The organism is Paenibacillus sp. FSL K6-1230 (assembly GCF_038002385.1).
Taxonomy (GTDB): Bacteria; Bacillota; Bacilli; order Paenibacillales; family Paenibacillaceae; genus Paenibacillus; species Paenibacillus massiliensis.
The window spans coordinates 5,967,751-5,993,113 of sequence record NZ_JBBOCK010000001.1 but is presented as its reverse complement, the minus strand read 5'-3'; the positions used below and the strand labels follow the sequence as shown (position 1 = coordinate 5,993,113).

General features: G+C 49.4%; 23 protein-coding genes. 16 read left to right on the top strand and 7 right to left on the bottom strand.

The annotated features are described in order from the left end of the window. The first annotated feature begins 65 nt into the window (after positions 1–65). Positions 66–776, top strand: a complete 711-nt coding sequence (locus tag MKX74_RS26600; RefSeq protein WP_341180318.1) for an MBL fold metallo-hydrolase — start codon at positions 66–68, stop codon at positions 774–776. Positions 777–915: 139 nt separating this feature from the next. Continuing rightward, positions 916–2,256 (top strand): cryptochrome/photolyase family protein, encoded by a 1,341-nt coding sequence (locus tag MKX74_RS26595; RefSeq protein ID WP_341180317.1) that lies wholly within the window; start codon positions 916–918, stop codon positions 2,254–2,256. Positions 2,257–2,475: 219 nt separating this feature from the next. Here the strand turns inward: MKX74_RS26595 and MKX74_RS26590 are convergent, their stop codons facing one another. Beyond that, positions 2,476–3,927: an alpha-amylase gene (locus tag MKX74_RS26590; protein WP_341180669.1), complete on the bottom strand. Its 1,452-nt coding sequence runs from the start codon at positions 3,925–3,927 to the stop codon at positions 2,476–2,478. 503 nt (positions 3,928–4,430) lie between these two features. On the opposite strand from MKX74_RS26590, the gene MKX74_RS26585 reads away from it, so the two are divergent. Continuing rightward, positions 4,431–5,186, top strand: coding sequence for an HNH endonuclease (locus MKX74_RS26585; protein ID WP_341180316.1), 756 nt, complete (start codon positions 4,431–4,433; stop codon positions 5,184–5,186). 274 nt (positions 5,187–5,460) lie between these two features. On the opposite strand, the gene MKX74_RS26580 is transcribed toward MKX74_RS26585, so the two are convergent. After that, positions 5,461–5,871 carry a rhodanese-like domain-containing protein gene (locus tag MKX74_RS26580; protein ID WP_018883917.1) on the bottom strand — a complete coding sequence of 137 codons (411 nt, stop codon included), beginning with the start codon at positions 5,869–5,871 and terminating at the stop codon, positions 5,461–5,463. Between the two features lie 607 nt (positions 5,872–6,478). Between MKX74_RS26580 and MKX74_RS26575 the strand changes: the two genes are divergently transcribed. The 6 genes from MKX74_RS26575 to MKX74_RS26550 all read left to right on the top strand — a co-directional run bounded on the left by MKX74_RS26575 (position 6,479) and on the right by MKX74_RS26550 (position 13,205). After that, positions 6,479–6,910, top strand: a complete 432-nt coding sequence (locus tag MKX74_RS26575; RefSeq protein ID WP_018883918.1) for a DUF1641 domain-containing protein — start codon at positions 6,479–6,481, stop codon at positions 6,908–6,910. 36 nt (positions 6,911–6,946) lie between these two features. Further along, positions 6,947–8,128: an NAD(P)/FAD-dependent oxidoreductase gene (locus MKX74_RS26570; RefSeq protein WP_018883919.1), complete on the top strand. Its 1,182-nt coding sequence runs from the start codon at positions 6,947–6,949 to the stop codon at positions 8,126–8,128. 223 nt (positions 8,129–8,351) lie between these two features. Then, complete coding sequence (locus MKX74_RS26565) at positions 8,352–8,897, top strand: PadR family transcriptional regulator (protein WP_341180315.1); 546 nt, start codon at positions 8,352–8,354, stop codon at positions 8,895–8,897. A gap of 592 nt (positions 8,898–9,489) precedes the next feature. Continuing rightward, positions 9,490–10,143, top strand: coding sequence for an HlyD family secretion protein (locus MKX74_RS26560; RefSeq protein WP_341180668.1), 654 nt, complete (start codon positions 9,490–9,492; stop codon positions 10,141–10,143). A gap of 15 nt (positions 10,144–10,158) precedes the next feature. Then, positions 10,159–11,697 (top strand): DHA2 family efflux MFS transporter permease subunit, encoded by a 1,539-nt coding sequence (locus MKX74_RS26555; RefSeq protein ID WP_028589910.1) that lies wholly within the window; start codon positions 10,159–10,161, stop codon positions 11,695–11,697. Positions 11,698–11,741: 44 nt separating this feature from the next. Beyond that, positions 11,742–13,205 carry an efflux RND transporter periplasmic adaptor subunit gene (locus MKX74_RS26550; protein WP_341180314.1) on the top strand — a complete coding sequence of 488 codons (1,464 nt, stop codon included), beginning with the start codon at positions 11,742–11,744 and terminating at the stop codon, positions 13,203–13,205. 179 nt (positions 13,206–13,384) lie between these two features. Here the strand turns inward: MKX74_RS26550 and MKX74_RS26545 are convergent, their stop codons facing one another. Then, on the bottom strand, positions 13,385–14,449 hold the full coding sequence (locus MKX74_RS26545) for a stalk domain-containing protein (protein WP_341180313.1): 1,065 nt from the start codon (positions 14,447–14,449) through the stop codon (positions 13,385–13,387). Positions 14,450–15,018: 569 nt separating this feature from the next. After that, the gene (locus tag MKX74_RS26540) at positions 15,019–15,195 is read right to left on the bottom strand and encodes a CsbD family protein (protein WP_081750272.1); all 177 of its coding nucleotides are present in this window, start codon (positions 15,193–15,195) and stop codon (positions 15,019–15,021) included. A 164-nt stretch (positions 15,196–15,359) separates the two neighbouring features. Between MKX74_RS26540 and MKX74_RS26535 the strand changes: the two genes are divergently transcribed. Together MKX74_RS26535 and MKX74_RS26530 are read left to right on the top strand one after the other, a co-directional pair. After that, complete coding sequence (locus tag MKX74_RS26535) at positions 15,360–15,875, top strand: DUF2179 domain-containing protein (protein ID WP_018883926.1); 516 nt, start codon at positions 15,360–15,362, stop codon at positions 15,873–15,875. Between the two features lie 242 nt (positions 15,876–16,117). Then, positions 16,118–16,327, top strand: a complete 210-nt coding sequence (locus MKX74_RS26530; RefSeq protein ID WP_018883927.1) for a cold-shock protein — start codon at positions 16,118–16,120, stop codon at positions 16,325–16,327. A gap of 83 nt (positions 16,328–16,410) precedes the next feature. Here MKX74_RS26530 and MKX74_RS26525 read toward each other — a convergent pair whose 3' ends face one another. The 3 genes from MKX74_RS26525 to MKX74_RS26515 all read right to left on the bottom strand — a co-directional run bounded on the left by MKX74_RS26525 (position 16,411) and on the right by MKX74_RS26515 (position 19,894). After that, positions 16,411–17,418: a substrate-binding domain-containing protein gene (locus tag MKX74_RS26525; protein ID WP_018883928.1), complete on the bottom strand. Its 1,008-nt coding sequence runs from the start codon at positions 17,416–17,418 to the stop codon at positions 16,411–16,413. A gap of 113 nt (positions 17,419–17,531) precedes the next feature. Then, positions 17,532–18,722 (bottom strand): glycoside hydrolase family 130 protein, encoded by a 1,191-nt coding sequence (locus MKX74_RS26520; protein WP_341180312.1) that lies wholly within the window; start codon positions 18,720–18,722, stop codon positions 17,532–17,534. Next, positions 18,719–19,894 (bottom strand): AGE family epimerase/isomerase, encoded by a 1,176-nt coding sequence (locus MKX74_RS26515; protein WP_445667338.1) that lies wholly within the window; start codon positions 19,892–19,894, stop codon positions 18,719–18,721. The genes MKX74_RS26520 and MKX74_RS26515 overlap by 4 nt, the downstream gene beginning before the upstream one ends. Before the next feature lie 201 nt (positions 19,895–20,095). Here MKX74_RS26515 and MKX74_RS26510 point away from each other — a divergent pair, with 201 nt between their 5' ends. From MKX74_RS26510 to MKX74_RS26490, 5 genes are read left to right on the top strand one after another with little or no spacing between them, the layout of a single operon-like run. Continuing rightward, positions 20,096–21,409, top strand: coding sequence for an ABC transporter substrate-binding protein (locus MKX74_RS26510; protein ID WP_341180310.1), 1,314 nt, complete (start codon positions 20,096–20,098; stop codon positions 21,407–21,409). Between the two features lie 42 nt (positions 21,410–21,451). Then, a complete protein-coding gene (locus MKX74_RS26505) occupies positions 21,452–22,333 on the top strand; it encodes a carbohydrate ABC transporter permease (protein ID WP_341180309.1) in 882 nt (293 codons plus the stop codon). Positions 22,334–22,335: 2 nt separating this feature from the next. Continuing rightward, the gene (locus MKX74_RS26500) at positions 22,336–23,169 is read left to right on the top strand and encodes a carbohydrate ABC transporter permease (protein ID WP_018883933.1); all 834 of its coding nucleotides are present in this window, start codon (positions 22,336–22,338) and stop codon (positions 23,167–23,169) included. A 46-nt stretch (positions 23,170–23,215) separates the two neighbouring features. Further along, positions 23,216–24,250, top strand: a complete 1,035-nt coding sequence (locus MKX74_RS26495; RefSeq protein ID WP_028589902.1) for a glycoside hydrolase family 130 protein — start codon at positions 23,216–23,218, stop codon at positions 24,248–24,250. 51 nt (positions 24,251–24,301) lie between these two features. Then, on the top strand, positions 24,302–25,267 hold the full coding sequence (locus MKX74_RS26490; RefSeq protein ID WP_341180308.1) for an acetylxylan esterase: 966 nt from the start codon (positions 24,302–24,304) through the stop codon (positions 25,265–25,267). Positions 25,268–25,363 lie beyond the last annotated feature (96 nt).

Below are 25,363 nucleotides of genomic sequence, written 5' to 3'. Positions count from 1 at the left end.
AGTTTCTGATATCTCGACGAAACATAACTGTGGGTTTAGCTTACAACAAAGGAGAGAGCCTGCTTATGCGAGTAATTACCAAGGATCGTCTGCACCAAATCACGTTCATGCCCGTCATCTTCCCCGTGAACTGTTATCTAGTGGATGAGGAAGATGGTTTCACCTTGATTGATGCCGCTCTACCCGGAACGGCGCCGGCCATCTTACGTGCTGCCGCGCAGCTCGAAAAGCCGATTCGGCGCATTGTACTTACCCATGCTCATGATGATCATGTCGGAGCACTGGATGCCTTGAAGGAAAGGAACCCCCAGCTTGAGGTGTATATTTCCAGTCGGGATGCGCGTCTGCTGAAGGGGGATACTTCATTGCTTCCTGGTGAGCACGATACTCCTATCAAAGGCGGGGTACCAAAGAAGTTAAAGACTCAGGCTGACGTGCTGCTATCAGAGGGGGATCGGATTGGTTCGTTGGAGGCAATCAATGTCCCGGGACACACCCCGGGCTCGATGGCATTTCTCGATATTCGTACAAGGGCACTGATGGTGGGAGATGCGTTCTGCACGAGAGGAGGGACTACTGTGTCTGGAAAGCTGGTACCGACCTTCCCCTTCCCTGCGCTGGCTACCTGGAGCAAGGCTGAGGCTTGGCGCAGTGCAGATAAGCTGCTCGCCTATTCACCCACTCTTTTGTGTACAGGGCATGGCCCCATGGTGGAGGAGCCTCTTGAGGAGATGAGACGGGCAGTTGCTATGGCAGGCCGCCATTTTACGAGCTGAACCAGAGTACTTGCGAGGGTCCGTACACTCATCTATGCGGAACTATAAAGCATGGCGATGAATTGGAACAAATCTTTTCAACCCAGCTCCCGATTGGGTATAGGATAGAGTGTAGAAGAGCTGTGAGGAGGACAAGAGGTTGAAATTATTTATTCACCGTAAAGATTTACGAGTGGAGGATATGATGGCTTTTGAGTATCTGCATCAGCAGGGAGAGGAGAGCATGCACCTGCTCATCCTGGACCCGTTTCTGCTGCGCAATGGGAGAGAGCGTGAGCATAGCGGAAAGAATTTCCTGCGGCATGTCGCTCGTCTGCGTGCACAGTACAGGGAGGCAGGAGCTCCGCTGCATGTGCTGTACGGTGAGCCGTCCAAGGTTGTGGAGTATGCGTTGTCACACTATCCGGTCAGCGAGGTAGTGCTTCATCGGGATTTCACACCCTATGCCCGCAAAAGAGATCGTGAGCTGCAGCAGCTATCAGCAGCACATAGTGTAAGCTTCACAGCCTTGACGGATCATATGATGATCGATGTAGAGGAGTTTGTGCGTTACGTCAACAAGCCGGGGTACTACAAGGTATTTGCAGCCTTTCACCGCAGATGGCTCGAATATTTGGAGGAGCATGCAACGGCGCCCGGACAGACCCATCTTCGTGATCTCCGAATGTTCTCTCTGGAGGGGCATATGCCTTGGCCAGACTCATTTGATTGCCCGGAGGAGCTACTTCAGGTAGCGGAGGCAGAGGGATATGCTCATCTGCTGCAGGAATTCATTGAAGATCGGCTTACAGGATATGATGAGCGTCGTGATGAATTTGGAGAGGATAACACTAGCCAGCTAAGTCCTCATATGGCTGTAGGTGCTGTGTCGATCCGCAAGCTATACCACACAGCCCGCCCCCTGTCAGGACATGACGGATGGGTACGACAGCTGGCATTTCGGGATTTCTATCTATATCGAGCCATTTATGAGGAGAACTACTTCCAGTACGAGGACCGGTATGATCTGTCTGCACTGCATGATGAATATTTCGAACGCTGGTGCCGTGCCGAGACAGGGATTCCGATTATTGATGCGGGAATGACGGAGCTGAATACGACGGGACGTATGCCTAACCGGATTCGAATTCTCTGTGCAACGTTTCTGGTCAAGAATCTGCAATGTCCCTTCTATCTGGGAGAGCGCTATTTTCGGCGGAAGCTGCTGGATTATGACAATACCCAAAATCGGGGCAATTGGCTGTTCTGCGCATCCCTGGGTGTCAACGCGGCTCCTTATTTCCGTGTGAACAATCCCGTGACCCAATCAGCCACATTTGACCCGGAGGGCAGTTATATAAGGCGCTGGCTTCCAGCACTAGGGGAGGAGAACGATAAGCAAATACATCTCCCTCGGCCAGATGCGATCGTCGACCTCAAACTTTCCCGCCAGCTGGCTCTGGAGACATATAAGGTCATTGTGAACAGCTTCCAGCCCTGAGTAAGCATTTGCTATCCCTCTATCTATAGTGTAAAAAAAGATTGATAAGAAGAAGTAAGATGCAACAGAGTACTGCTGTAATTCCGTGGAATCATAGCAGCACTCTGTTTGGTTATGGGTGCAGGATGCATGACGGATATAGTGTAAGTAGAAGGCATGCTTCAGATCAGCCATCTACGCAGTCTACGTGTATCCTATAACAGCCAGCGGCAGGTTGCCTCAGCGTGCTGCCCATACCGATACGCTGCCTGCATTGACAGGAAAAGAAGCCCATCCTTCCTTATCGATGACAATATGGTCCTCGCGGTTACCGGTCAGATCAACCCATTCCTTTCCGGCATGGGCGGGTCCTACGCACATTCGCTTCTCACTGTTTCCTTTGTTGGAGATCACGACAGCACAGCCTGATTTCTCAATCTCGGGGGTGCCTTGCCGGACCCAACCGATCGTATTGGGATGGTCGAAATAATCTATCTGCTCTCCGTAGGCCCTATTCATTCGTGCGTAAAGCAGCGGATCAATCTCCGCTTGCTTGCCTGCAACAGGATGGTCGCCTTGTATACCGTAGTAGTCGCCGTAAAACACGCAAGGATAGCCATCCCGGCGCAGTAGAATCAGGGCATACGCGATCTGTTTGAACCAATCCTCTACCCAGGATTCAAGAGCCTCCAATGGCTGCGAATCATGATTATCCACGAACGTAACAGCATTAAGGGGATGCGTGTTGACCAGTGTATTCTTAAAAATAGTAGACAGGTCATAGGAGCTACCTGCGAGCGAGGCATTGTGCAGATTATAGTGCAGGGATACGTCGAACAGGTCGATTTTATAATCAATCGTATCAAGGAATTCCTGGCATGCCTTGAGATCAGGCTTCCAAAACTCGCCCACCATGTAGAAGTCCTGACCACGTTTGCGGATCATCTCGGTGGCGAATTCATGAACGAATTCATGGTTAATGTGCTTGATGGCGTCGAGTCGAAATCCGTTGCATTGCAGCGTATCCACGAGCCATTTTCCCCACCCGATCATCTCTTCCCGGACGTCTGGATTGTTATAGTCAATGTTGGCGAACATCAGATAATCGTAGTTGCCGAACTCGCTGTCTACATTCTCATTCCACTGCTTGTTCTTTCCGAGAATACGAAATATCCCCGTACGATCCTTGCTCGCATCATAATCTGTTCCGTTAAAGTGCTCGAAATTCCACTTGAAGCTGGAATATTGATTGCCGCGGCCAGGAAAGTTGAACTTGGTCCAGCCTTCAATGTCGAAGGGCTTCGAGATGACCTCGTTTCGATTCTCCGGATTGACCTCGACGACCTTGAAGACCTCCGTCTCATCGGCTCCCGCTTTATGATTCATGACGAGATCGACGTATACGGCCAGTCCGTGCTGTACGCAGGCAGCCACGGCCTCCAGCAGCTCTCCCTTGGTACCGTACTTGGTGCGCACAGCGCCTTTCTGATTGAACTCTCCCAGATCATATAGATCGTAGACACCATAGCCGGTATCGTCGGGGGATTGGCCCTTCGTCACGGGTGGAATCCAGAGGGCATCAATGCCTTTTGACTTCAGCTCAGGAGCCCGCTCAATGAGTCTCTTCCAATGGTTGCCGTCAGCTTCTACATGCCATTCGAAAAATTGCATCATCGTATGATTTCTCTTCATCATCAGGAGTCCCCCTTTGCATATATCCAATTACCCACGATCCTAGCCTGTCTAAACCTGGGCAAAAGCGTAAAGAAGCGCGAAGCAAGTGTGAGACCTAACTGTCTTGTCCATGCTTGTATTGTACACCAATCGAAATAAGCGGTTAAAGTCAAGGTATCGAAGGCGTGGTCTTTCGATTTGAATCAGGATATGCATGGCACACAGTGAATGCTTCGCCTGTAAAGAGGGATAGCGGGTTCAGGGTTCCTCTGTGATACAATAATAACCATCTACAACAAGCATATACTCCCCTGTAATCGTTTCTTGTGAAGATTTCAAGACGGGATGAACGGGCGCGATGATCATACGCTCTAATTTTGATGAATCAAGCGTTCCTTTTTCGATAAATTATTCGTTCCAAATGAGTTGGAAATGAGTTAAAAATGAGTTAAAAATGCATTTCAATATAGTATTCCCCCTACGGAGGTGAACAAGAACGGGCAATCCCGGTTCTGAATAGGATGGACTCACAACAACAGCATGCCCACAAGCAGTGTCCTGGCTGCCAGATCAGCAGGCCTCTGACAGACTTCCGGCGCAGGACAGGCCGCAGGTCCAGTCCCAACTCTCGCCGCGGCCTATGCCGCGAGTGTCGTCATAGCCCACCCGCACAGAACTCGTCTGCTACCAGCAGCATGAAGCATGGACCATCGGCTGCAACGGCTGCGGTAGAGAACGTACAGTTAGCCGCGGTTATGAAGAAGCCAGCTATAGCAGGCAGGCCTCGTTCGCAGCAGCGGCGCAAGCCAGCGATTCCCCGCTTTGCGCATGAAGATCCGGGACATATCCCTCTGTCCATCTCCGGCAAGCGAGAGCTTGATCCACGAGATACATCACGGCTGCGAGCGAATGGGAATGGACTTGTGCGCATGAGAGGGAAGACGGATAAGGGGAGAAGATGGCAGCAAGAGATTGAGATGGAGCTGGCCCATACGCTGGTTAGAGAGCATATGGCTGTCATCGTGAACCGTACCACGATTCGCCGATTGTACAGCAACAAGGAATTCAGGAATATGATCATGAAGCGTGACAACTATACCTGCTATTATTGTGGCCAATACGGGGATACACTCGATCATCTATTGCCCCGGGCGCGCGGAGGACATACGACACCCGTGAATTGTGTATGTGCCTGTAATGAGTGCAACCAATCCAAGGCGGCCCGCGACGTCGACGAGTTCATCGAATCCCGGGAGGCGTCATTGTCAGATGAATAGATAAGCAATAGATAGGTCATGGCACACCATGCAACGCAGTAGGGGCGGGCTGACGTGGCAGCAGGACGTCGTGGGCGTGGTCACACTACACCTCGCGCATAGCACGCCAATAGCACCAGAGCATCAGCGGTAAGCCGACGCGTTCTGGTGCAGGGGAAGCTTGAATGCATGCTCTTAAATACTGTGTAGAAAATAGGGGCACGTGGTAGAGCTTGCTGGCGTACTGCTTATGGCTGTGCTGCTATATTGCTGTACTACTGTACTGCTATAATTCTTACTGCTGCATGTCCGAATAGAGCTCTACTTCAAAGCCGGATTCTTTCCATGCTGTCGTGCCGCCTTGAATATAGGCAACGTTCTCGAAGCCCATCTGTTGAAGAATATAGGCACCGATGGCTGCTTGACCTCCTGCTCCGCAGGTCGTTAAGATCGGGCGGCTCCGGTCGGACAGACGTTCGTCGCGCAATTGCTGCGGCACCTCCAGATCTGCACGAATCGGCAGCATGCCCAGCGAAATATTTTCACTGCTGCGGATGAGCCCGCATGCCCCGGCATCTACTGAATCCTGTACGTCGATGATGAACGTGTTAGGATCGGATTCTATCATCTTCTTGGCTTCCTCGGAGCTTACCCCTTTGACATGAGCCTCAGCCTCTCGTACCATATCTGCGAATGTTTTTGCCACGGTTCATTCCTCCATTTCCGAATACACGGTTAGATTGCTGATTTGATTTACTTACTGATTTAAGTTGCCCCACAATCTATTTCTCAATTGTATTACCCAAGGTTTATTACCCTCCGTACGGCCGCTTGCCTTCAGTTTCCTGAAAATTCATAGAGATTTATGCAGAAAAATATGTTTAGATTTTGTGACAGACACAATTTTCCCGACACAGGAATGCCGTTAGATCTCCTTGATATTGCTGTATTTCCAAGGCCTTTCTGGAGTTTGACGTGAAGTTTTTTATAGTTTTTTCTGAAAATATTAAAATTGTTTCGACGTTAGGCTTGTGAAAGGTGTAATATAGGGGTATAGAGTTCCGTTTCGGCCTGTTTTGATTCTGGATCAGATTCACGATGGCATGGAAGCAGTATGAACACCGGAGACCGTTATTTGCCGATGCATCGGGCTGCTGGAGAACCCGGTGACGCCTAGTTGCGTCCTCAGGGTGGCTTTTTCGTGTGACCGTGTATTTATATCAATCTTCGGGATTATGCAGCCAGTGTACTGCGTGGCAGGTTACAGGAGAGGAATGGACTTCTATCCCAGAGTAAAGGAGGACGTTCGCGTCATGTCAGAAAATCAACAAGAGGTGGCAGTTACTCAAGAGGCTACACAAGAGACTCGCGATGTGCTGGATCAGCTGATGAAGCCAGAGGTTCAACAGTCGTTGACAGTCCTGGTAGAAAATCTGCCGAAATTAACTGAGATGGTTACAGTGATGACCAATGCGTACGATGTAGCGAGAAGCTTGGCGACAGACCCGGTATTTATCGGTGATATGAAAAGCTCCATGGGAGAGTTTGTGAAGCCAGTAACAGAATCGGCCAAAGGCCTTGCATCTGCTGCTATTGAAGCTGGTGATCGTGTGCAGACAGAATCGGGTTCCGTGGGATTGTTTGCATTGCTCAAAATGTTGAAGGACCCTAATGTACAAAAGACGCTTCGCTTCAGCCAGGCTTTCCTGGAAATCCTGAACGAACGCCAACGTGAGAGTAAGTAATACAATCTAGAAGGTAAGAACGAACGGAGGATGGAAATGTCGAAGCAAATTTTGATTCTTGGTGGCGGCTACGGCGGCGTGCTGGCTGCACTGTCAGCTCGTCAGCATATGAGCTCCAGCGAGGCTACAATTACTGTAGTTAACCGCTATGCCACTCATCAGATTATTACAGAGCTGCACCGTCTGGCAGCAGGTACAATTCACGAGAAGGCTGTTGCACTTCCTTTGGAGAAGCTGTTCCGCAACAAGGATATCAATCTGAAGATTGATACCGTGAGCGAGATCAGCACAGAGAGCAAGAAGGTGACCTTGGCTAGCGGCGCGACCCTGAGCTATGATGCGCTGGTTATCGCACTGGGCAGCCAAACTGCATACTTCGGAATTCCGGGGCTGGAGCAATACAGCCTGACACTGAAATCCGTAGATGAAGCGAACAAGATTCGTGCGCATGTGGAAGCTCGTCTGGATGCTTACAAGCAATCTGGCAACAAAGCAGACGCTACGATTGTTGTTGGTGGCGGCGGTCTGACAGGCATCGAGCTGATTGGAGAATTCGCTGACAAGCTGCCAGAAGTATGCCGTGCAAAAGGTATCAACTATGAAGATATCAGCCTGTACTGTGTGGAAGCAGGTCCTTCCATTCTGGCAGGCTTCGCTCCAGAGCTGATCGACCGTGCGGTTACCAGCCTTGAGAAACGTGGTGTTCAATTCGTGACTGGCGTGCCGATCACGGAGATGAAAGAGAAAGAAGTTCTGCTGAAGGACGGCCGCTCCATTGAGACGAATACGCTCATCTGGACTGGTGGGGTACAAGGCAACGTGCTTGTAGGCGCTTCTGGCATCGAAGTAGATCGTGGACGCGCAACGGTTACAGGTGCACTGCAATCCACTTCCCATGAGGATGTATTCGTAGCTGGTGACAGTGCTGTAGTATTCCCAGGCGAAGGACAGCGTCCTTATCCGCCGACAGCACAGCTGGCATGGCAAATGGGTGAGACGATCGGCTACAACCTGTTCGCATACTTCAATGGTCATACCATGGAGCGCTTCACTCCAGTATTCTCTGGTACACTGGGAAGCTTGGGCAGAACAGATGCGATCGGTTCCGTAGGCGCGAACCAGACCCAATTGAAAGGCGCTGTAGCAACTTTGATGAAGGAAGGCAGCAACATTCGCTACCTGTCCCATATCAAAGGTCTGTTCGCATTGGCCTACTAATCTTTTTAACAATATTCTTTCATACGTATTGTATGAAATCTCAACGCGTGCCAGGCTTCTGGTACGCGTTGTTTGCTTTTTGGTAGTATAGAATAGCAATCATCAGGGAATGTGTTTATAATAATTAGGATATTTCCGTGGGGAACATAATTCGAAATATGCTGTGCAAGCATAGCATGTGAAATTCAGTTTTGTAGCCTGTAAGTAGAGGGGGAGTTCAAGATTGTCGCTACGAATCTATATTCTCGGGTCCTTGTATTATAGAGAGCTGCATCCGTATGAGATTAAGAAGAAAATCATGGAAGCCACCGACAATAAAATGAATATCACGGATGGTAATCTGTATTATAATTTTGAGGCCTTGCTGAAGAAGGACTATATTCGCAAATCAGAGACGGTTCAATCGGAGAATCGTCCTGAGAAGACGACTTATCGCATTACAGAGGCGGGGCAGGAGGCACTCAAGGAAGGGATATATGCTGCCTTCAAGAATCCCAAGTCTATTGAATCTCTCTTTGCTCCTATGCTATTCATTGAGTTGGTCGATATCCAGCGGCTCATCTTTTTTATTCAGGAGATCATTACTGAGTTAGAGAAGGACATCGAGCAATACGATGATAAATCGGTGAACTACTCCAAAAGAGTGCATGAGGCCATTCAGACGGAAAAGGGGCAGTACGCCCGCTTCATAGTGGATCATGTATGGAATCGGAAAAAGCTTGAATTGGATTCATTCACGAAGCTCCTGAACATCTTGAAGAATTCATAAGGTATCCAAGCTGCAGCTCCATAAGTCATAGAACCACAGATCATAGAACCATAGAGCTACAGAGTCACAAAAGTACAGATCCATAAATTCATAGAACCCTAGCGCTCCGTAGCGTCTTGATAGTGCCAAGATCGACATTATGGACCAGATAAGCCTTCAGGCTGTGCCCGTGCGAATTCGCAACTGGCATGGCTTGAAGGTTTTTTTTGAAGATAATAGCGTTCAAATGAGCATGACATGAACAATCAAACATATTGACAACAATTCAGGAGTTAGCTACAATCATTATCAAATTACTCTGTACAGAGTAATCTATACAGAACGGGTCTTTACTTCTGGTTCGCCATCCTCTTAGCCAAAGAGGTTTTTTTCTGCATGCTGGATGCTTAAAGCTCGAAGGTGCCACATCTATGTAGAACATTTATGCGAAGGGAGAGCCAGGGAGGAAGGTACAAGAAAGACACGAGAAAGGTACCAGAAATGTGCCTAAGTGGTCGACAGCCCGGATCAGCTTAAGACAAGAGCGTAGGGTCCGGCATTGGAGGCTGAGGAATTGGTTTTTAGAAAAATACAGGCTGTAGAGGTGGATGTAGTGAGTAAAAAGCAACTTTATATCGTGCTTATAGTGCTGGTTATACTGAGCGGCGGTGCCTTGGGATTCTATTATTGGTATCAAGGTACCCACTATGTGACAAGTGATGATGCCCGGATTGCTGCGGAGCAGTACAAGGTTATGCCGCAAATGACGGCCAAAATCAATGAGATTCAGGTCGAGGAAGGCGATGTGCTGAAGCAAAATGAGATGATTGCTGTACAGGATACGGCAGGTCTTGACCCTAGCTCGATTAGTAAATCTGTACTGCGTGCTCCTATTGATGGGACAGTAATCAAGATTTTTGCCAGGGAAAAGGAGATTGCCTCACCAAGCTCCGCAGTGGCGATCATGGTAAATATGAACAATCTGTATGTCGCGACGAACATCGAAGAGACCGAGATTAGCCGGATCAAGCCAGGCGCACTTGTGGATGTCACGCTGGATGCCGCGGGGAGCCAAGTGATTCAAGGGAAGGTCAGAAGAGTAGGGCAGGCGTCGAACTCGGTATTCTCGGTGATTCCGTCTGTGAACACCAGTGGCAATTTCAATAAAGTTACACAGCGCATTCCTGTAGAGATTGCATTGAATGTACCGGAGGGCTTGAGTTTGATCCCGGGAACGAACGTAGAAGTCAAGATTCATACGCCATAAGGAGGGAAGGTCATAGTGTCCAGTGATACAGTAGCCGTTTCTCCTCCCAATGACTCTCCCAAGGAACGCTGGCTGGCTTTTGTCGCCATTGTTGTAGGGGCTTTTGTGGCAGTGCTGAACAACAGTCTGATTAATGTGGCGATCCCCCAACTGACTACAGATTTAGGGTCTACTACGGCTCGAATACAGTGGGTTGTGACGGGCTATACGCTGGCTTCCGGGATTATCGTACCGATTACGGGCTTTATGGAGCAGCGTGTAGGATATAAGAAATTTTTAATCGGAGCCTTGTCCGTCTTTACCCTGGGGACTGCAATGTGCATATTTGCCTGGAATGATCTGTCCTTGATATTTGCACGTATTCTTGCAGGGCTTGGCGGTGGAGTTATTATTCCGCTCAGTATGACAGTTGTGTATAAAATTATCCCGCGTGAGCAGGTGGGGTTAGCCATCGGAATCTGGGGCATCTCTTCCATGGCGGCACCAGCCATCGGTCCGACACTGAGTGGCTATCTGATCGAGTGGTTCAGCTGGAGGTTTCTCTTCATCGCTTGTGTTCCATTCGGGCTACTCGCCATTCTGCTCGTGTGGTTGCTCATTAAGGAACCGCCCAAAGGGAAGCCGATCAAATTCGATATCGTAGGCTTTGTTCTGGCAGCTACCTGTGCGGGAACCCTGCTATATGCCCTTTCCAGTGCGTCATCCGACGGTTGGACATCCTTCAAGATTGTCGGATTGTTCTTCATTTCCATCTGGTCATTGATATTCCTGATTGTCGTCGAGAGCGGCAAGGAGAATGCTGTAATTGATGTGTCCTTATTCAAAAATTATAGGTTTACCATCAGCGTCATTACGTCCAGCTTTGTCATGATGGGCATGTATGGGGGTACATTTCTGGCACCACTATTCTTGCAAAATATTCAGTCCGTATCTCCGATTGAGACAGGGATGATTCTTCTGCCGCAAGCTGTGGCGATGGCCATGGTCATGCCGATTGCCGGTAAGCTGCTGGATAAGGTCGGTATCGTTCCCATTGGTCTATTCGGTCTGACACTAACAAGTGTGATGACCTATCATCTGGTCTCATTGACACCGCAGACCTCACATACCTGGTTCGAGGTCGTGACCGTATTACGTGGGATTGGGATCGGCCTGTGCCTCATGCCGCTGTCGACCATCGGTATGAACGCCGTATCGAGTGATAAGGTGGGGAATGCATCTGCTGCATCCAATCTCATTCGGACCATTGCGGGCTCGATGGCTATTGCCATCCTGACCTTCCTGATGCAGAGTCGTACAGCGCTGCACACGCAGCATATTGCAGAGTCGATACCTGTGGAATCTGTTCAGGTTCTGCAGTCCACCTTGGGTAGCTCATGGACATCTACGGTATCAGGATTAATTTCGCTGGATGCGTATTCCCGAGGCATTGCAGATACATTTTTACTATCCTCCATTCCTTTGTTTTGTTCGATTCCGCTGATTCTATTGTTCATAGAACGACGGAAATCATCCAAGCGGGCAGCAGTGGAGACGCAGGCATTGAATAGTTGAAGTATATATAAGTAATTGATTCGGAGAGGGGAAGGGCTGTACAAATGAACAAATGGAGAACGACCGCAGCCGTGCTTTTGACGGGTACGATGATCTTGTCTGGCTGCTCGACAGGAAGTGAAGCAAGTCAAGAATTGAATGTGACCGTGAAGGTGAATCAGGCTCAGACAGGCATGCTGGGCAGCGGAGAAATCTATACAGGTAAGATTACTCCTGCCGAAGCTGTAAATATTACACCCAAAATATCTGGGAAGGTATCCTCCATCTCGGTAGATGTGGGAACTGTGGTGAAGAAGGGACAGGTACTGGTCAAGCTGGAGGACGAGGATCTTCGTAACAAGCTCAAAATTGAAGAAGCCAATGTCTCTGCAGCCGAGACTGCGATTATGTCTGCCAGAGATTCCCGCGAATCGGGTATGGTGTCGGCGAACTCCGGTGTAGTGAGTGCCAAAGGCGGGGTAATCTCCTCCCAGAACGCCATTGCGCAGGCAGAATCGGGAATCAACTCGGCAGAAGCAGCCGTGAATCAGGCTCGCACAGCCATTGCTACAGCCAATAATACGGTGAAGCAGTCCAAGGAGCAGCTCGACAAGGCTAAGAAAAATCTGAGTCGTACGGAAACACTGGTGGCTAGCTCATCAGCCACGCAGGTTCAGCTGGAGGAAGCTCATGCTGCGCTTACGAGTGCTCAGGCGACCTATGACAATGCTCTGAATACCCGATCCAATGCTGAAACGCAGCTTGCTACCGCACAAAAATCATTGGCGACGGCAAAGGTGGCCTACCAGAATGCCAAGAACAGCTATCAAAATGCAAATAGCGGGTATAGTAATGCAGCAAGCCAGCTGAAGGTAGCCCAGAGCACTGCTGGCATTGAAACAAGTCAGCAGAGACTGGAATTGGCAAAGGTGAATCTGGAGATTGCTCGCAATAATCTCGACAATGCAGCCATTGCTTCTCCGATCAGCGGTGTCATTCAGCGACGTAACATCGAGGTGGGTGAGATGGCTTCCCCATCTTCACCGCTGCTCGTCATCCATAATCTTGATTCCGTGAACCTCTTGATCTATGTACCGGCAGATCAAGTGAACACGATCCAGATGGACGATTTGTTGCAGGTTCGGGTACCTTCCTCCAAGGTAATGACTACAGGTAAAGTCAAGAGCATCGGCTCGGATGATGCGAATGGGAATGGTTTTCCCGTCCAGATCACCGTGTCTAATCCCGATGGCAAGCTCAAATCAGGTATGCTGGCAGATGTAAGCTTTATCGGCACAGATGCTCAGGAAGGTGTTATCGTGCCTACCAAAGCCGTGCAGCAGGAAAATGACAAGTCTTATGTATATGTAGCTGAACAAGGTCATGCTGTACGCAAGGAAGTATCCGTCGGCTCACAGTCCGGCTCACAGACCCTCATTACAAGTGGCTTGACAGATGGAGAAGAGATCATTGTGAATAATCTGGCTCTGCTCGATAATGATACAGCGATTACGATTGCACAATACTAAGCAGTAACATAGTTGTATACTTAAAAAAGTAACTTTTATAAAATAGCAACTATAGGGATTCAAATTATGCTTCTTGTAATCCAATTAACTGAAACTAACTCTTAGACAAAGACAAAGACAAAGACAAAGAGCCCAAATTCCATAATGGAATTTGGGCTCTTTGTATCGCATAACTGTTATTAGAATGTATCCAATCTCACACTCTTATCATCAGCGTCTCTAACATAACCAAACACTGTTTTTGTTGTGTACTCCCGCTTGAAATCATTCAGGAACGCTCTAGTGAAGTCTGATTTCTCAGTACTCCCCAGCTTGTTCCATTCAAATCGATTGACGTAAATGTTAGCAACTACTTCACTGCTATCCCCGTCCAAGGTTACTTCAGTAACACTCACACCTTTGTTACCATTAAAAGTGGCACGTAAATCGCGAGCAAGTGAAGAGAGATTTGTGTTAGAGTTAGTTGTCTCAGTAGTAATCGTCCCGCGACTATTTGTTTCGAACGTCAGCAGCTTGTTGGAGTTGCTGTCATCATACACTGTACCTGTGATGTTAGCTCTAGAATACTCTCTAATGATGTCATCAGCAATGTCTTGCAGGAAGCTCTTCTGCTTGCTGCTGGACAGATTGTTCCATCTAGCCTTGTCGACATCAATGTTCACTGTCACATTCCGATCGTTACCTTTCAGCGAAATTTCAGCATATGTTCGCTCGTAATCGCCATAATCGTCATTCAGGTCATCTTCCAGGTCACGAAGGCTTATAGAACTGGAGCTACTGTTGTTATTGTTTTTGTTTTTATTTACCTGCTCCTGCAGAGCAGCTTTATCTTTTTCCAATTGAGCGATCGTAGTGTCCTTGCTAGTCACTTCCGCTTTGGTGGTTGCGAGCTGCTGTGTCAGGTTATTGATCTGTTGGTTCAATGCAACAACAGTAGTGTTGTCTACAGGAACAGCATTGTCCTCGATCACGACACGCTTGTTGTTACCGTCCCAGGATACTTTCTTGTCCAGTGCAGTACCTGCTACACGAAGAGGTACATAAGTCGTGCCGTTAATCATAAACGGCTCAGTGCTAGCATCCGTAGATACTTCGTTACCGTTATATACGATTTTGATGTTGTTATAGACGGCTTGAATAGACTTTGTAGCTTGGGCAGCATACGTAGAAGGCAAGAAGAATGCTCCGGATACGGCCAACGCCGATACGGCAGTGATAATTACGGGTTTTTTAATAAATTTCATGCGTTTGTCTGCTCCTTTTCATCATAAAATCTGGGTCTTGCTTGACTCATTCGGACAGACGAAGTCCCCCTCCTGATGTCCTGAACCTAGCAATTGTTGGATTGCAATGCTAATACTAGAGTAACATTAATAGACTTGAATTCCAACAGCACCAAGGAAAATAGGTAAATTCCACCGTTCCTGTATGTTTAGACGCAGAAGCCCCCTGAATGGTTGCTAAATTCATTAATTTTTTTTCGTGAATAAGCCAAGCGAATATGTACAGACTGAATAATTGAGGTTGTTAATATCCATTTAATAACATATTCCGTCTGTTCGATTGTTGCAGGATATTAGGTAATATCAGCAATGAATGTACCTGCAGCAGAACCACCAACAGCGAAGTACCAACAGGAGAAGTGCTAACAACAGACATGCTGACAGCGCAGAAATGCCAAGCGGTCTCGCCGCTTGGCCCTCTGGACGATCATTCGACCGTCTATGTGTATGCCCAACAGAGATTCATAATGAGCTCATGCTGTGAATCTTGCTGTAATCTCTGTTTGAGCTCAGCTACAGAGCTGTACGGTTTATTTACCGTCTTTTATTTTGCCTGCAGCTTCCTGCAGATTGCCCTTGATCTTGTCTTTCTTACCCTCGGCCTGTAGGGAACGATTGTTGGTCGCATTGCCGATCTGATCCTTAATTTCTCCCTTAGCCTTATTGACAGCACCCTTTACTTTATCACTTGTTCCGTGGTTACTCATGTTTGTCATCTCCTTTGGAATGTGTAATGTGTAACGTGTGATGTGTGTAACCTATATATACCCGCTCAGTAGGATCACAAACATTTTGCTTTCTTGAACATGTTATGATAGTGACTATCATGTCTGCGTAAATACGCAATCCTACTGTGAAAGGAGTGTCACCTATGGCTCAAATTCTGCTGTTCATCTTCGGAATTCAAATTATATATGTCTCTGCCTACACCTTGCGGATGATTCTGACATTGAAGGGTCAAAAATATGTTGCTGCGCTTATTAGTACCTTCGAGGTCGTGGTGTATGTTCTGGGTCTGAATCTGGTACTGAACTATCTGGATCAGGTGACCAGTCTGATTGTCTATGCTCTGGGCTATGCCTTGGGCATTCTGATCGGTGCATGGATTGAGGAGAAAATCGCCCTTGGGTATGTCACGGTCAAGGTGATTAGCAATGAATTTGATGGCGGGATTGCCAATAAACTGCGGGACAAGGGCTACGGTGTAACGGCCTGGTTAGGCAGTGGCAGGGATGGGGATCGACTGGTCATGGAGATTCTGGCTAAGCGAAAAAATCAAAGCAGGCTGTACAAGTCCATTCTGGAGCTAGACCCGAAGGCCTTCGTCATTACTGTAGAGCCCAAACAATTCCATGGAGGCTTCTGGACCAAGTCTATCCGCAAATAGCGTCTGAGGCCGAGCACGGTCTTATAACGCTTTGAAAAAGCGAGTACTTGCTGGAAAATGCTCGTTCATCCTTGGGGTATGTACAGTAACACCAGCTGGTTGTCAGTCATATTTGCACACAAAATTGCATACAATGTGTATTATTTCCTGGACAAGGCGCATATTAATACCGGCACAGGGTGATTCATTCACAGGCGAAACGAGCACGTCTTGATTACGCTTAAAGAATAGGGGGAGTATCCATGTACCGACGTCATGTTCCTGAGCCTGTTCCCGAGGAGAATACCCAGATCTGGTCTTGTACCCAAGAGGCATGTAATGGATGGATGAGAGCAGATTATACATTCACAAGCCAGCCTGACTGCCCGTTCTGTTCCTCACAAATGGAGCCTGAGACGAGAATGCTGCCGATCCTGAACGCAGCTGGCGGCCAGTATTCAACCCACAGCTAGGATAGCGAATGCGGTTCGGAAGGTGACGGGCAGCAGCCCAGTTCCGAACTGAACTTACAGCAGACAACCCATGAGCACATTGCTCATGGGTTGTCTGGCGTGGAGTGATGGGTGCGAACAGAATCCCGATAGATAATATTGCCTTGTACCTGCACGCGTCCGAAGCGGCGGTTAGGATTGTCGATCTTCTTCAGTATGGACTGCACAGCAACACGAGCCATCTGTTCCATGTCCACCTCGACGGTAGTTAGCTTTGGATCGCAGAGCGTGGCATAGATATCGTTGTCGAAGCCAGTCACAGAGCAATCCTCCGGGATACGAATGCCCATCGAACTGAGCTTCTGTACCAGCAGATGAGCTACCTGATCACAATTACATACAAATGCTGTCGGTAGCTGCTCGGGCAGCTCCATATCGACAAAGCTTCCCCGCTCGTCCCGATCATTCACGATCAGATCCGGAAGGAGCGTCAGACGATGCTCCAACAACGATTTATAATAGCCCAGGAAACGGTCCTGAATGCTGCTTGTGGAATGCAGATTGCCAACATAGGCGATACGTCGGTGTCCCTGTTGAATCAGATAGTTAGTCAACTCGTAGGCCGCATAGAAGTTATCTGTCACGACAGAATCGATCTCGGCATGCTCGTCATAGAAATCCAGAAAAATCTTGGGCACGCTCATCGCCTGTACCATCTCGATATAGGCTTTGCTGACCTGTCCCAGCACAATGAATCCGTCGACCTTATTGTCGCTATACAGCTTGGGCAAGATCAGGGCCTGCTCATCCTCTTCATTGAGAATGTGCAGAATTCCGTAGTATCCCTGAGCCTCCAGGTGCTTGCTGATATGCTGGAAGACGCGGACGTAGAACGATTGTGTCGGACCTGTAAAGCGTTCAGGAATGATTACACCAACATGGTGAGTTAGTCCTTCCTTCATGGAACGGGCCGCCGCGTTATAGCGGTAGCCCATCTCTACGGCCAGGACCTTGATTCGCTCCTTTAGCTCCTCACTGACGCCTTCTTTGTCGTTCAATGCTTTTGAGACGGTCATACTGCTGACCCCGAGCCGGTCGGCGATGTCCCGCATGGTGATATTGTGTCTCAGCTTGGTCGCCTCCTCAGGCCAGTGTCATCTTGGTATTTACATCATACATCGTTACCTGCCATGAATAAAGGCATTCATAGCGGAAAATGGTCGTCTTAACGCGGGATACCCTCGCTCGTCAGTAGCGCTTCATTGCGTTCGATCAGCTGCCGGCGCTGGGCTGCACTACCAAGAGAACGCAGGGGATCCGCGGGCGTGTTGAAAGTATAGTCGACCAGCTTCTCAACTGTCGTCGTGACGACATGAATGCGGGTATCACTGGAAGCATAGTAGATGAACACTTCATCCCGCTCGTTGACGATGGCTCCGTTACAGAAGACTACATTCGATACGTCCCCTGTACGCTCGTCATCATATGGTGCCAGGAAATGTCCGCCTGGCTTGGCAATGACACGTGCAGGATCATGCAAGTCAGTGGCAAAGGTATAGAGCACATAACGCAGCCCAGCCGCCGTGTTCCGAACCCCATGAGCAATATGAATCCAGCCGCGCTCGCTCTTGATCGGGGCAGGGCCCTGCCCGTTCTTCATTTCGGATATGGTATGGTACAGTCGTTCATCCATCACGATCTCCTGCTCTATGACCGGATTCAGGATGTCCTGACATAATCCGAAGGCGATGCCGCCGCCAGAGCCTGTCGAGATGAAGCCGTCCTGAGGACGAGTGTAGAAGGCGTATTGTCCGTTCACGAATTCGGGGTGAAGCACTACGTTCCGCTGCTGTGGAGAGGGGGTCGACAGATTCGGAAGCCGCTCCCATTGCTTGAGATCCTTCGTACGGACAAGTGCTGCTTGGGCTACCGCGCTTGACGTGTCGAAGGGCTCTGCAGCAGGGTCCTTACGCTCCGAGCAATAGATGCCATAGATCCAGCCGTCCGCATGCTGTACAAGTCGCATATCATACATGTTCGTCTCTTCCGGATCGATGTCATCCCAGATGAGGGGGGCATCCATGAATCTGAAGCCGTCGACCCCGTTGTCGCTCACGGCGAGTGAGAAGATGGACTTGCGATCCAGTCCCTCTGTACGGACAACAAGCACATATTGTCCCTTGTAGTAGATGGCGCCAGGATTAAAGGCAGCATTGACACCCAGACGTTCCATAAAATGCGGGTTCGTCTCCCGATTCAGATCGAAGCGCCAGTGCAAGGGGACATGATGACGGGTCAGAACGGGGTATTGATAGCGGTTATAGACTCCGTTGTAGAATTCCGTGTTCACTGGATTACGGCGGCTCAGCAGCTCCTCTTGTCTGGCTTGACGAATTGCATATTGCTCGTGGATCATCGCGCACTCATCCTTTCTATAATTTCGATGCACATACGGCTGTTATGATAAGGACACTTCCAGGGCCCGGCAATCTCCAGGCTTGAAGGGGTCCCTGTTGCATCTATAGACCAGTACCACTCACCATGAGGACGTGGGTCAATGAGATGTCCTCTCGTGTATTGCCATAGTTCCTCCACCAGCCTGAGAAAATAGGAATCACCTGTACGCTCAAAGGCATTGAGAAAACCTACCATGCCCTCCGCCTGTACCCACCAGATCCGAGAAAGGTCACGTCTGCTGCCCTCCTGCTCATTGATCAGGGAGCCATCGCTCTGGATGGCACTCTCCGCTACCCTATAGGCCAAGGCGGCAACCATATCTGCATATATTGATTGCTCCAGTCCCAACGTCTTCAGCGTATCGTCGATCAGCCAGCTGGCTTCAATGTCATGCCCGAAGGAAGTCAGGTCCAGCAGAGGGTTCCACTGCTTGTCGAAGAACACACCAAGCCGGCGCTCCTCTGGGTCATAGATGCGTTCGTGCATTACAGTGAGCAGTTGCTCCAGTGCTTGGCGTACAGCGGGGTCAGGCCACACCCGGTAGAGATTGGTATAAGCCTCCAGTACGTGGATATGGGTATTCATGGTGATCTCGGCCATGACGCCATTCTCGCTGAGCATCTCGTTAGGCTGCTCTTGCCAGCCACGGTCAAATTCCTCACGATAGGCCTGATTTGTGGCGTCATATCCCTTGTTCTCTATGAGCTGGAAGAGCGCCTGTGCCTCCTGCAGAGCTGCCTTCGAGCCTGTGGCGCGAACATACTCACTTAGAGCATAGATCGCAAAGGCTTGAGCATAAATATGCTTGCGGGTATCCAATGGCAATCCGTCATAGCTGCTCATCCAGTAAATCCCTCCATATTCCCGGTCCAGCAAATGCTGTGTGAGATACAGATAAGCATGGTCTGCCAGCTCTCTGTGGGCTTGAAGGCCTGTCGTCCGATAGGCAGCGGAGAATGTCCACAACAGGCGTGATGTAGCGATGCCGCCCTTGGGAGCATCGTGATCTGTCTTCAGGTCCACGTGTACCTTCCCATAGAAGCCGCCATGACGTTCATCCTTAAGCCTAGACCAGAACGGCAATATATGCTGTGTCCATTCGCTACGAAGCTCGGCTGTCACATCTTGCAGCATGAAGCACCTCCTTGATTCGTATAGTTATCGTTAACTTTACAAGATTATAATAATTAGAGATTATTGAGGTGTCAATTCATTCTGTTTAAATAAAAATATATTTATTTATGCAGTAATAATTGACAAGTAAGCGTTACCATTTTAGAATCTAATCCGTAAGCTTAACGATAACTTCTATTATGGAGAGGGGTCAGAATAATGAAGTGTGTTCAACGAATCATGCCGTTTCTAGCCTTCTTGCTTGTCATCGGATTGCTGGCAGGCTGCTCGGGAAGCCAGGGAGCCGAACAGCCTGAGAGTACCGATCCTCAGGATATGAAGGGTGAGATTACGGTCATTACGCAGCGTACGGATATTGTAGATACGGTGTTCAAGGAATACGCCCAGAAATTCAATGAGCAATATCCGAACGTGAAGGTGAATTTTCAAGCACTCGCAGACTATGAAGGACAGATCAAGATTCGGATGAGTACCGATGATTATGGAGATGTCCTCCTTATTCCTACCAGCATTCCGATTGCTGACATCCCTGATTTCTTCGAGCCCCTTGGCTCATACGATGAAATGAAATCAAAGTATACAGGTATCGAGGAGCGAATGGTGGAGAACAAGGTGTATGGTATTCCGATTGCGATGACCTACTCGGGAGTGATCTATAACAAGAAAGTATTCGAGAACGCGGGAATTACGGAGCTGCCACAGAAGTTCGAGCAATTCCAAGCCGCACTGCAGCAGGTCAAGGATCGGACAGAGGCTGTACCTTTGTTTACGAATTATGCATCCGGCTGGGCGCTGACCCAATGGGAGGCTGATCTTACCACGGTTGCCGGCGATCCGGCCTATGTGAATGTTACGCAGCCGAACAGCGATGATAATTTTGTGCCTGGCCAACCGCATTACCAGCTGTATAAGGTCATGTATGACACCGCCAAGGCTGGTCTCATCGAACGAGATCCCATGACTACCGACTGGGAGCAATCCAAGGCTGACATGGCTCAGGGCAAGATCGCTGCGATGATTCTGGGCTCCTGGGCGATTGACCAGATCAAAGGCCTGGCGGATAACCCGGACGACATTGGATTCATGCCGTTCCCTACAGATGCCCCTGAGGTCATCGTGCCATTGGCAGCTGATTATAATCTGGGCGTGAACGTCAATAGCAAGAACAAGGCAGCAGCCAAGGCGTGGGTAGAATGGTTCACGAACGAATCGAACTATGCGACAGAGCAAGCGGGCAGTGTCAGTCCCGTAGTGGGCTCAGAGCTGCCAGCCATTCTGGAGGAGTACGGCAAGACCGGGGTGAAGTTCGAGATGATCACGCCTGCCGATGAAGGACAGGAAGGGCTGGTAGACCAGATTGATAAGGAAGCAGAGATTGGTCTGTGGCAGCCTGATTTCAAGAAGCTTATTATTGAAGCCGCGATCGGCAATCGCAGCGAGTCATTCGACGATATCATGAAGAAGCTGAATGACGATTGGGTGAAGGCACGGGCTAAAGTGATGGCCCAGTAGCATTCAGAGGCTGATTTTAAGAAAGGGCCTTGGAGGTGTGTCATGTTCAAATTTTCTGAATTAAGCTACTCGGCCCAGAGAAGGTTCATTATTGTGTTGTTCTCCCTGGTGCCCATAGCCTTGCTGTTAACCTTTGCCTATCTTCCGGTGTTCAATATGTTCAAATACAGCTTCACCGATTGGAATGGCTTGCGCAAATCCATGAATTTCGTGGGCCTGGACAATTACAAGACCATCTTCACAGACCCGGATTACTTCGTTGTATTCAAGGTCAGTCTGTATTATTTCGTAGCTACCTTCATACAGATGGGCCTGGCACTCTACTTTGCCACCATACTCACCTTCAGGACGCGTCTCAAAAATTTCTTCAAAGGCGTATTGTTCTTCCCTTATCTGATGAACGGAGTAGCCATCGGCTTCATCTTCCTCTTCTTCTTCAAGCCAGATGGCACGCTGGATACCTTCCTGCAAGCCGTCGGATTAGGGCAGTATGTACAGCTGTGGCTGGGCAATCCGGATATTATCAATATCTCGCTGGCAGGTACCTCGGTGTGGCGGTATATGGGATTTAATTTCATCATCTTCCTGGGTGCGATCTCCTCGATCTCTAGTGATATCTATGAGGCCTCGGATATTGATGGAGCGAATCGCTGGCATCAGTTCGTGCATATCATTCTGCCCAGCATCAAGCGAATTCTCCAGCTGAATCTGATTCTGGCCATCAGTGGGGCCATCAGTGCCTTTGATATTCCGTACATCATGACGGGAGGTTCCAACGGTAGCAAGACCTTCGTCATTCAGACCGTCGATGTGGCCTTCAAATATGATAAATTCGGGCTGGCCTCAGCCATGGCGGTCGTGCTGCTGTTGATCGTCATCGTCGTCACCTTAATCCAGCGGCTGGCGATCAAGGAGGAGGGATAGAGATGCATAGGCTGAAATACGGGCTTGGGGCTGTGCTCAAATATACTTCATTGCTGCTGGGCGTTTTTGTAGCGATTCTGCCGATCCTCGTTGTGTTCTTTGCGTCGCTCAAGACAAAGGAGGAGTATGCATCCACAGGATTGCTGACACCTCCGTCGAATTGGCTGAACCTGAGCAATTACAGTCAGGCCTTTCTGGAAGGAAACATGATGACAGGCTTCATCAATACGACGTTCATTCTGCTGATCTCGATTCTGGGAGCTACCCTGACCGGTTCGATGATTGCCTATGTGCTGAACCGGTTCAAATTTCGTGGCAGTAAGGTGCTCGTAGGTGCCTTCCTGCTGGCCACGCTCATTCCGGGCGTCACCACACAGGTTGCTACCTTCCAGATCATCAAGGGTCTGGGCCTGTTCAATACGCACTGGGCTGCGATTCTCCTGTACTTAGGGACAGACATTATCGCTGTCTATATTTTTCTGCAATTCCTGGACTCCATAGCGGTCGCACTGGATGAATCGGCAATGCTCGATGGCGCCTCCTACTTCACGATTTATTGGAAAATTATCCTGCCGCTACTGAAGCCAGCTATCGTAACGGTCATTATCGTCAAGGGAGTCAATATTTACAATGATTTCTATACGCCATTCCTGTATATGCCGGGATCGGATCTACAGGTGATCTCCACCGCCTTGTTCAAGTTCAAGGGCCCGTACGGCTCACAATGGGAGGTCATAAGCGCAGGCGTTATTATCGCCATCATACCGACATTGATTGCCTTCCTCGCGCTGCAAAAATACATCTACAACGGATTCTCGCAGGGCTCTGTGAAGTGATGAAGCTATGTAAGTTCAACTTAGGAATGGAAAGGAGTAGATAAGCATGATTAACCAGAGCAAGACGGTCCATATTCTAGGGGAGGCGTTGCCCCACATGCCATGGCAGGACAGACCCGAGTCATATCCAGGTCCGGTATGGAGGCACCGGGATAATCCCGTAATTAAGCGCAATCCAGCGCCCGGCATCGCCCGTATATTCAACAGTGCTGTTATGGCATACGAAGGGCGATTTGTAGGTGTCTTTCGCGCAGAGACGGTGAACGGACGTCCGCATCTCCATTTGGGGTGGAGCGATGATGGCCTGAACTGGAGTATTAATGAAGAGCGCATTGAGTTCGTGGACGAGGATGGACGCCCCTATCAGCCGAATTATGCCTACGATCCACGGCTCGTGAAGGTGGAGGATTCGTACTATATTATCTGGTGCACGGATTTCTATGGAGCTGCGATCGGACTGGCGCGTACGGATGACTTCAACAGCTTTGTTCGGCTGGAGAATCCGTTTCTGCCTTTCAACCGCAATGGCGTGCTATTCCCGAAGAAGATCAACGGCAACTATGTTATGCTGTCCCGTCCAAGTGATAGCGGACATACGCCGTTCGGAGATGTCTTCCTTAGCGAAAGCCCGGATCTCGTCTACTGGGGCAAGCATCGGCATGTCATGAGCAAAGGAGGGCAGGGCTGGTGGCAAGCGGTCAAAATTGGTGGTGGTCCTGCACCGATCGAGACGTCGGAGGGCTGGCTCATGTTCTATCATGGAGTCACGGGTACCTGCAATGGCTTCGTGTACAGCATGGGAGCTGTCATTCTGGATCACGATGAGCCCTCCCGGGTCAAATACCGCTCAGCCAATTACGTGCTTACGCCTGAGGAGTGGTATGAGGAGCGGGGCTTCGTGGATAATGTGGTCTTCCCCTGTGCGACACTACACGATGCCAAGACAGGCCGAATCGCCATCTATTATGGAGCGGCTGACACCTATGTCGGCGTGGCCTACACAACTGTCTCCGATATCGTTGAGTATGTGAAGGCTACGGATGAGGTCGTCTCGGACGATCATGAGCTGGGCAGAATGTAGCGTGGTTAATAGGGGTGTAATGTAGCATGACTGAGAGGGGAGTAATGCAATATGCACACTGATTTGCCGCTTGAGGAATTGAAGCAGTATATGGGCAGCAGCCCACGGCCAGCTGACTTTGATGACTATTGGGAGCGGGCCTTGCATGAGCTGGAGCAGCAATCCATGGAGTATGAGCTCGTTCCGGCCGCATTCTCTTCTCCGCTGGCGGATTGCTATCATCTGTACTTCACAGGTGTAGGAGGAGCGAGAGTCCATGCAAAGCTTGTACGTCCCAAAAGCGTCAGCGAGGACGCAGCAGGGCCAGCCCTGGCGATGTTCCACGGATATGCCTGTGACAGTGGGGATTGGTTCGATAAGATCTCTTATGCTGCGCATGGCATAATGGTGCTGGCGCTGGACTGTCGGGGACAAGGAGGGTTATCCGAGGATAACCTGATGGTGAAGGGCTCGACGGTCCGGGGTCATATTATTCGGGGGATCGATGATCCAGACCCGGATCGACTGTATTACCGCAACGTATTTCTGGACACGGTGCAGATCGTTCGCATTCTGATGAGCATGCCGGGGGTAGATCCGGATCGGATCGGAGCCTATGGTTGCTCGCAGGGAGGTGCTCTGGCCACAGCCTGTGCGGCGCTTGAACCAAGGGTGAAGGCAGCGGTGCCTGTGTATCCTTTCCTGGCTGATTACAGGCGTGCTTGGTCATTGGAGCCTACTACCTCAGCCTACGAGGAGTTGGTCTATTATTTCCGGTTCTTCGATCCTCATCATGAGCGGGAGGAAGCCGTATTCAACAAGCTAGGCTACATTGATATTCAGCATCTAGCGAGTCGAATCAAGGGGCGAGTTCTGTTCGTAACGGGGCTGGTAGATACGATCTGTCCACCCTCCACACAATTTGCCGTCTACAATCGTATTCAAGGGGAGAAGGAGCTACTGGTGTATCATGAATATGGTCATGAGCATCTGCCCTACCTGTCGGACCGTGTGCTGGAGTTTCTTTTGAGACAGTAGGTTCAAGCAGTAGGTGCTACTAGGTGCTACTGTTGATGAAGGATGAAGTAAGTCAGACCTAAGCTCGTAGCTCTGTCATTATGATACAATGGGGCA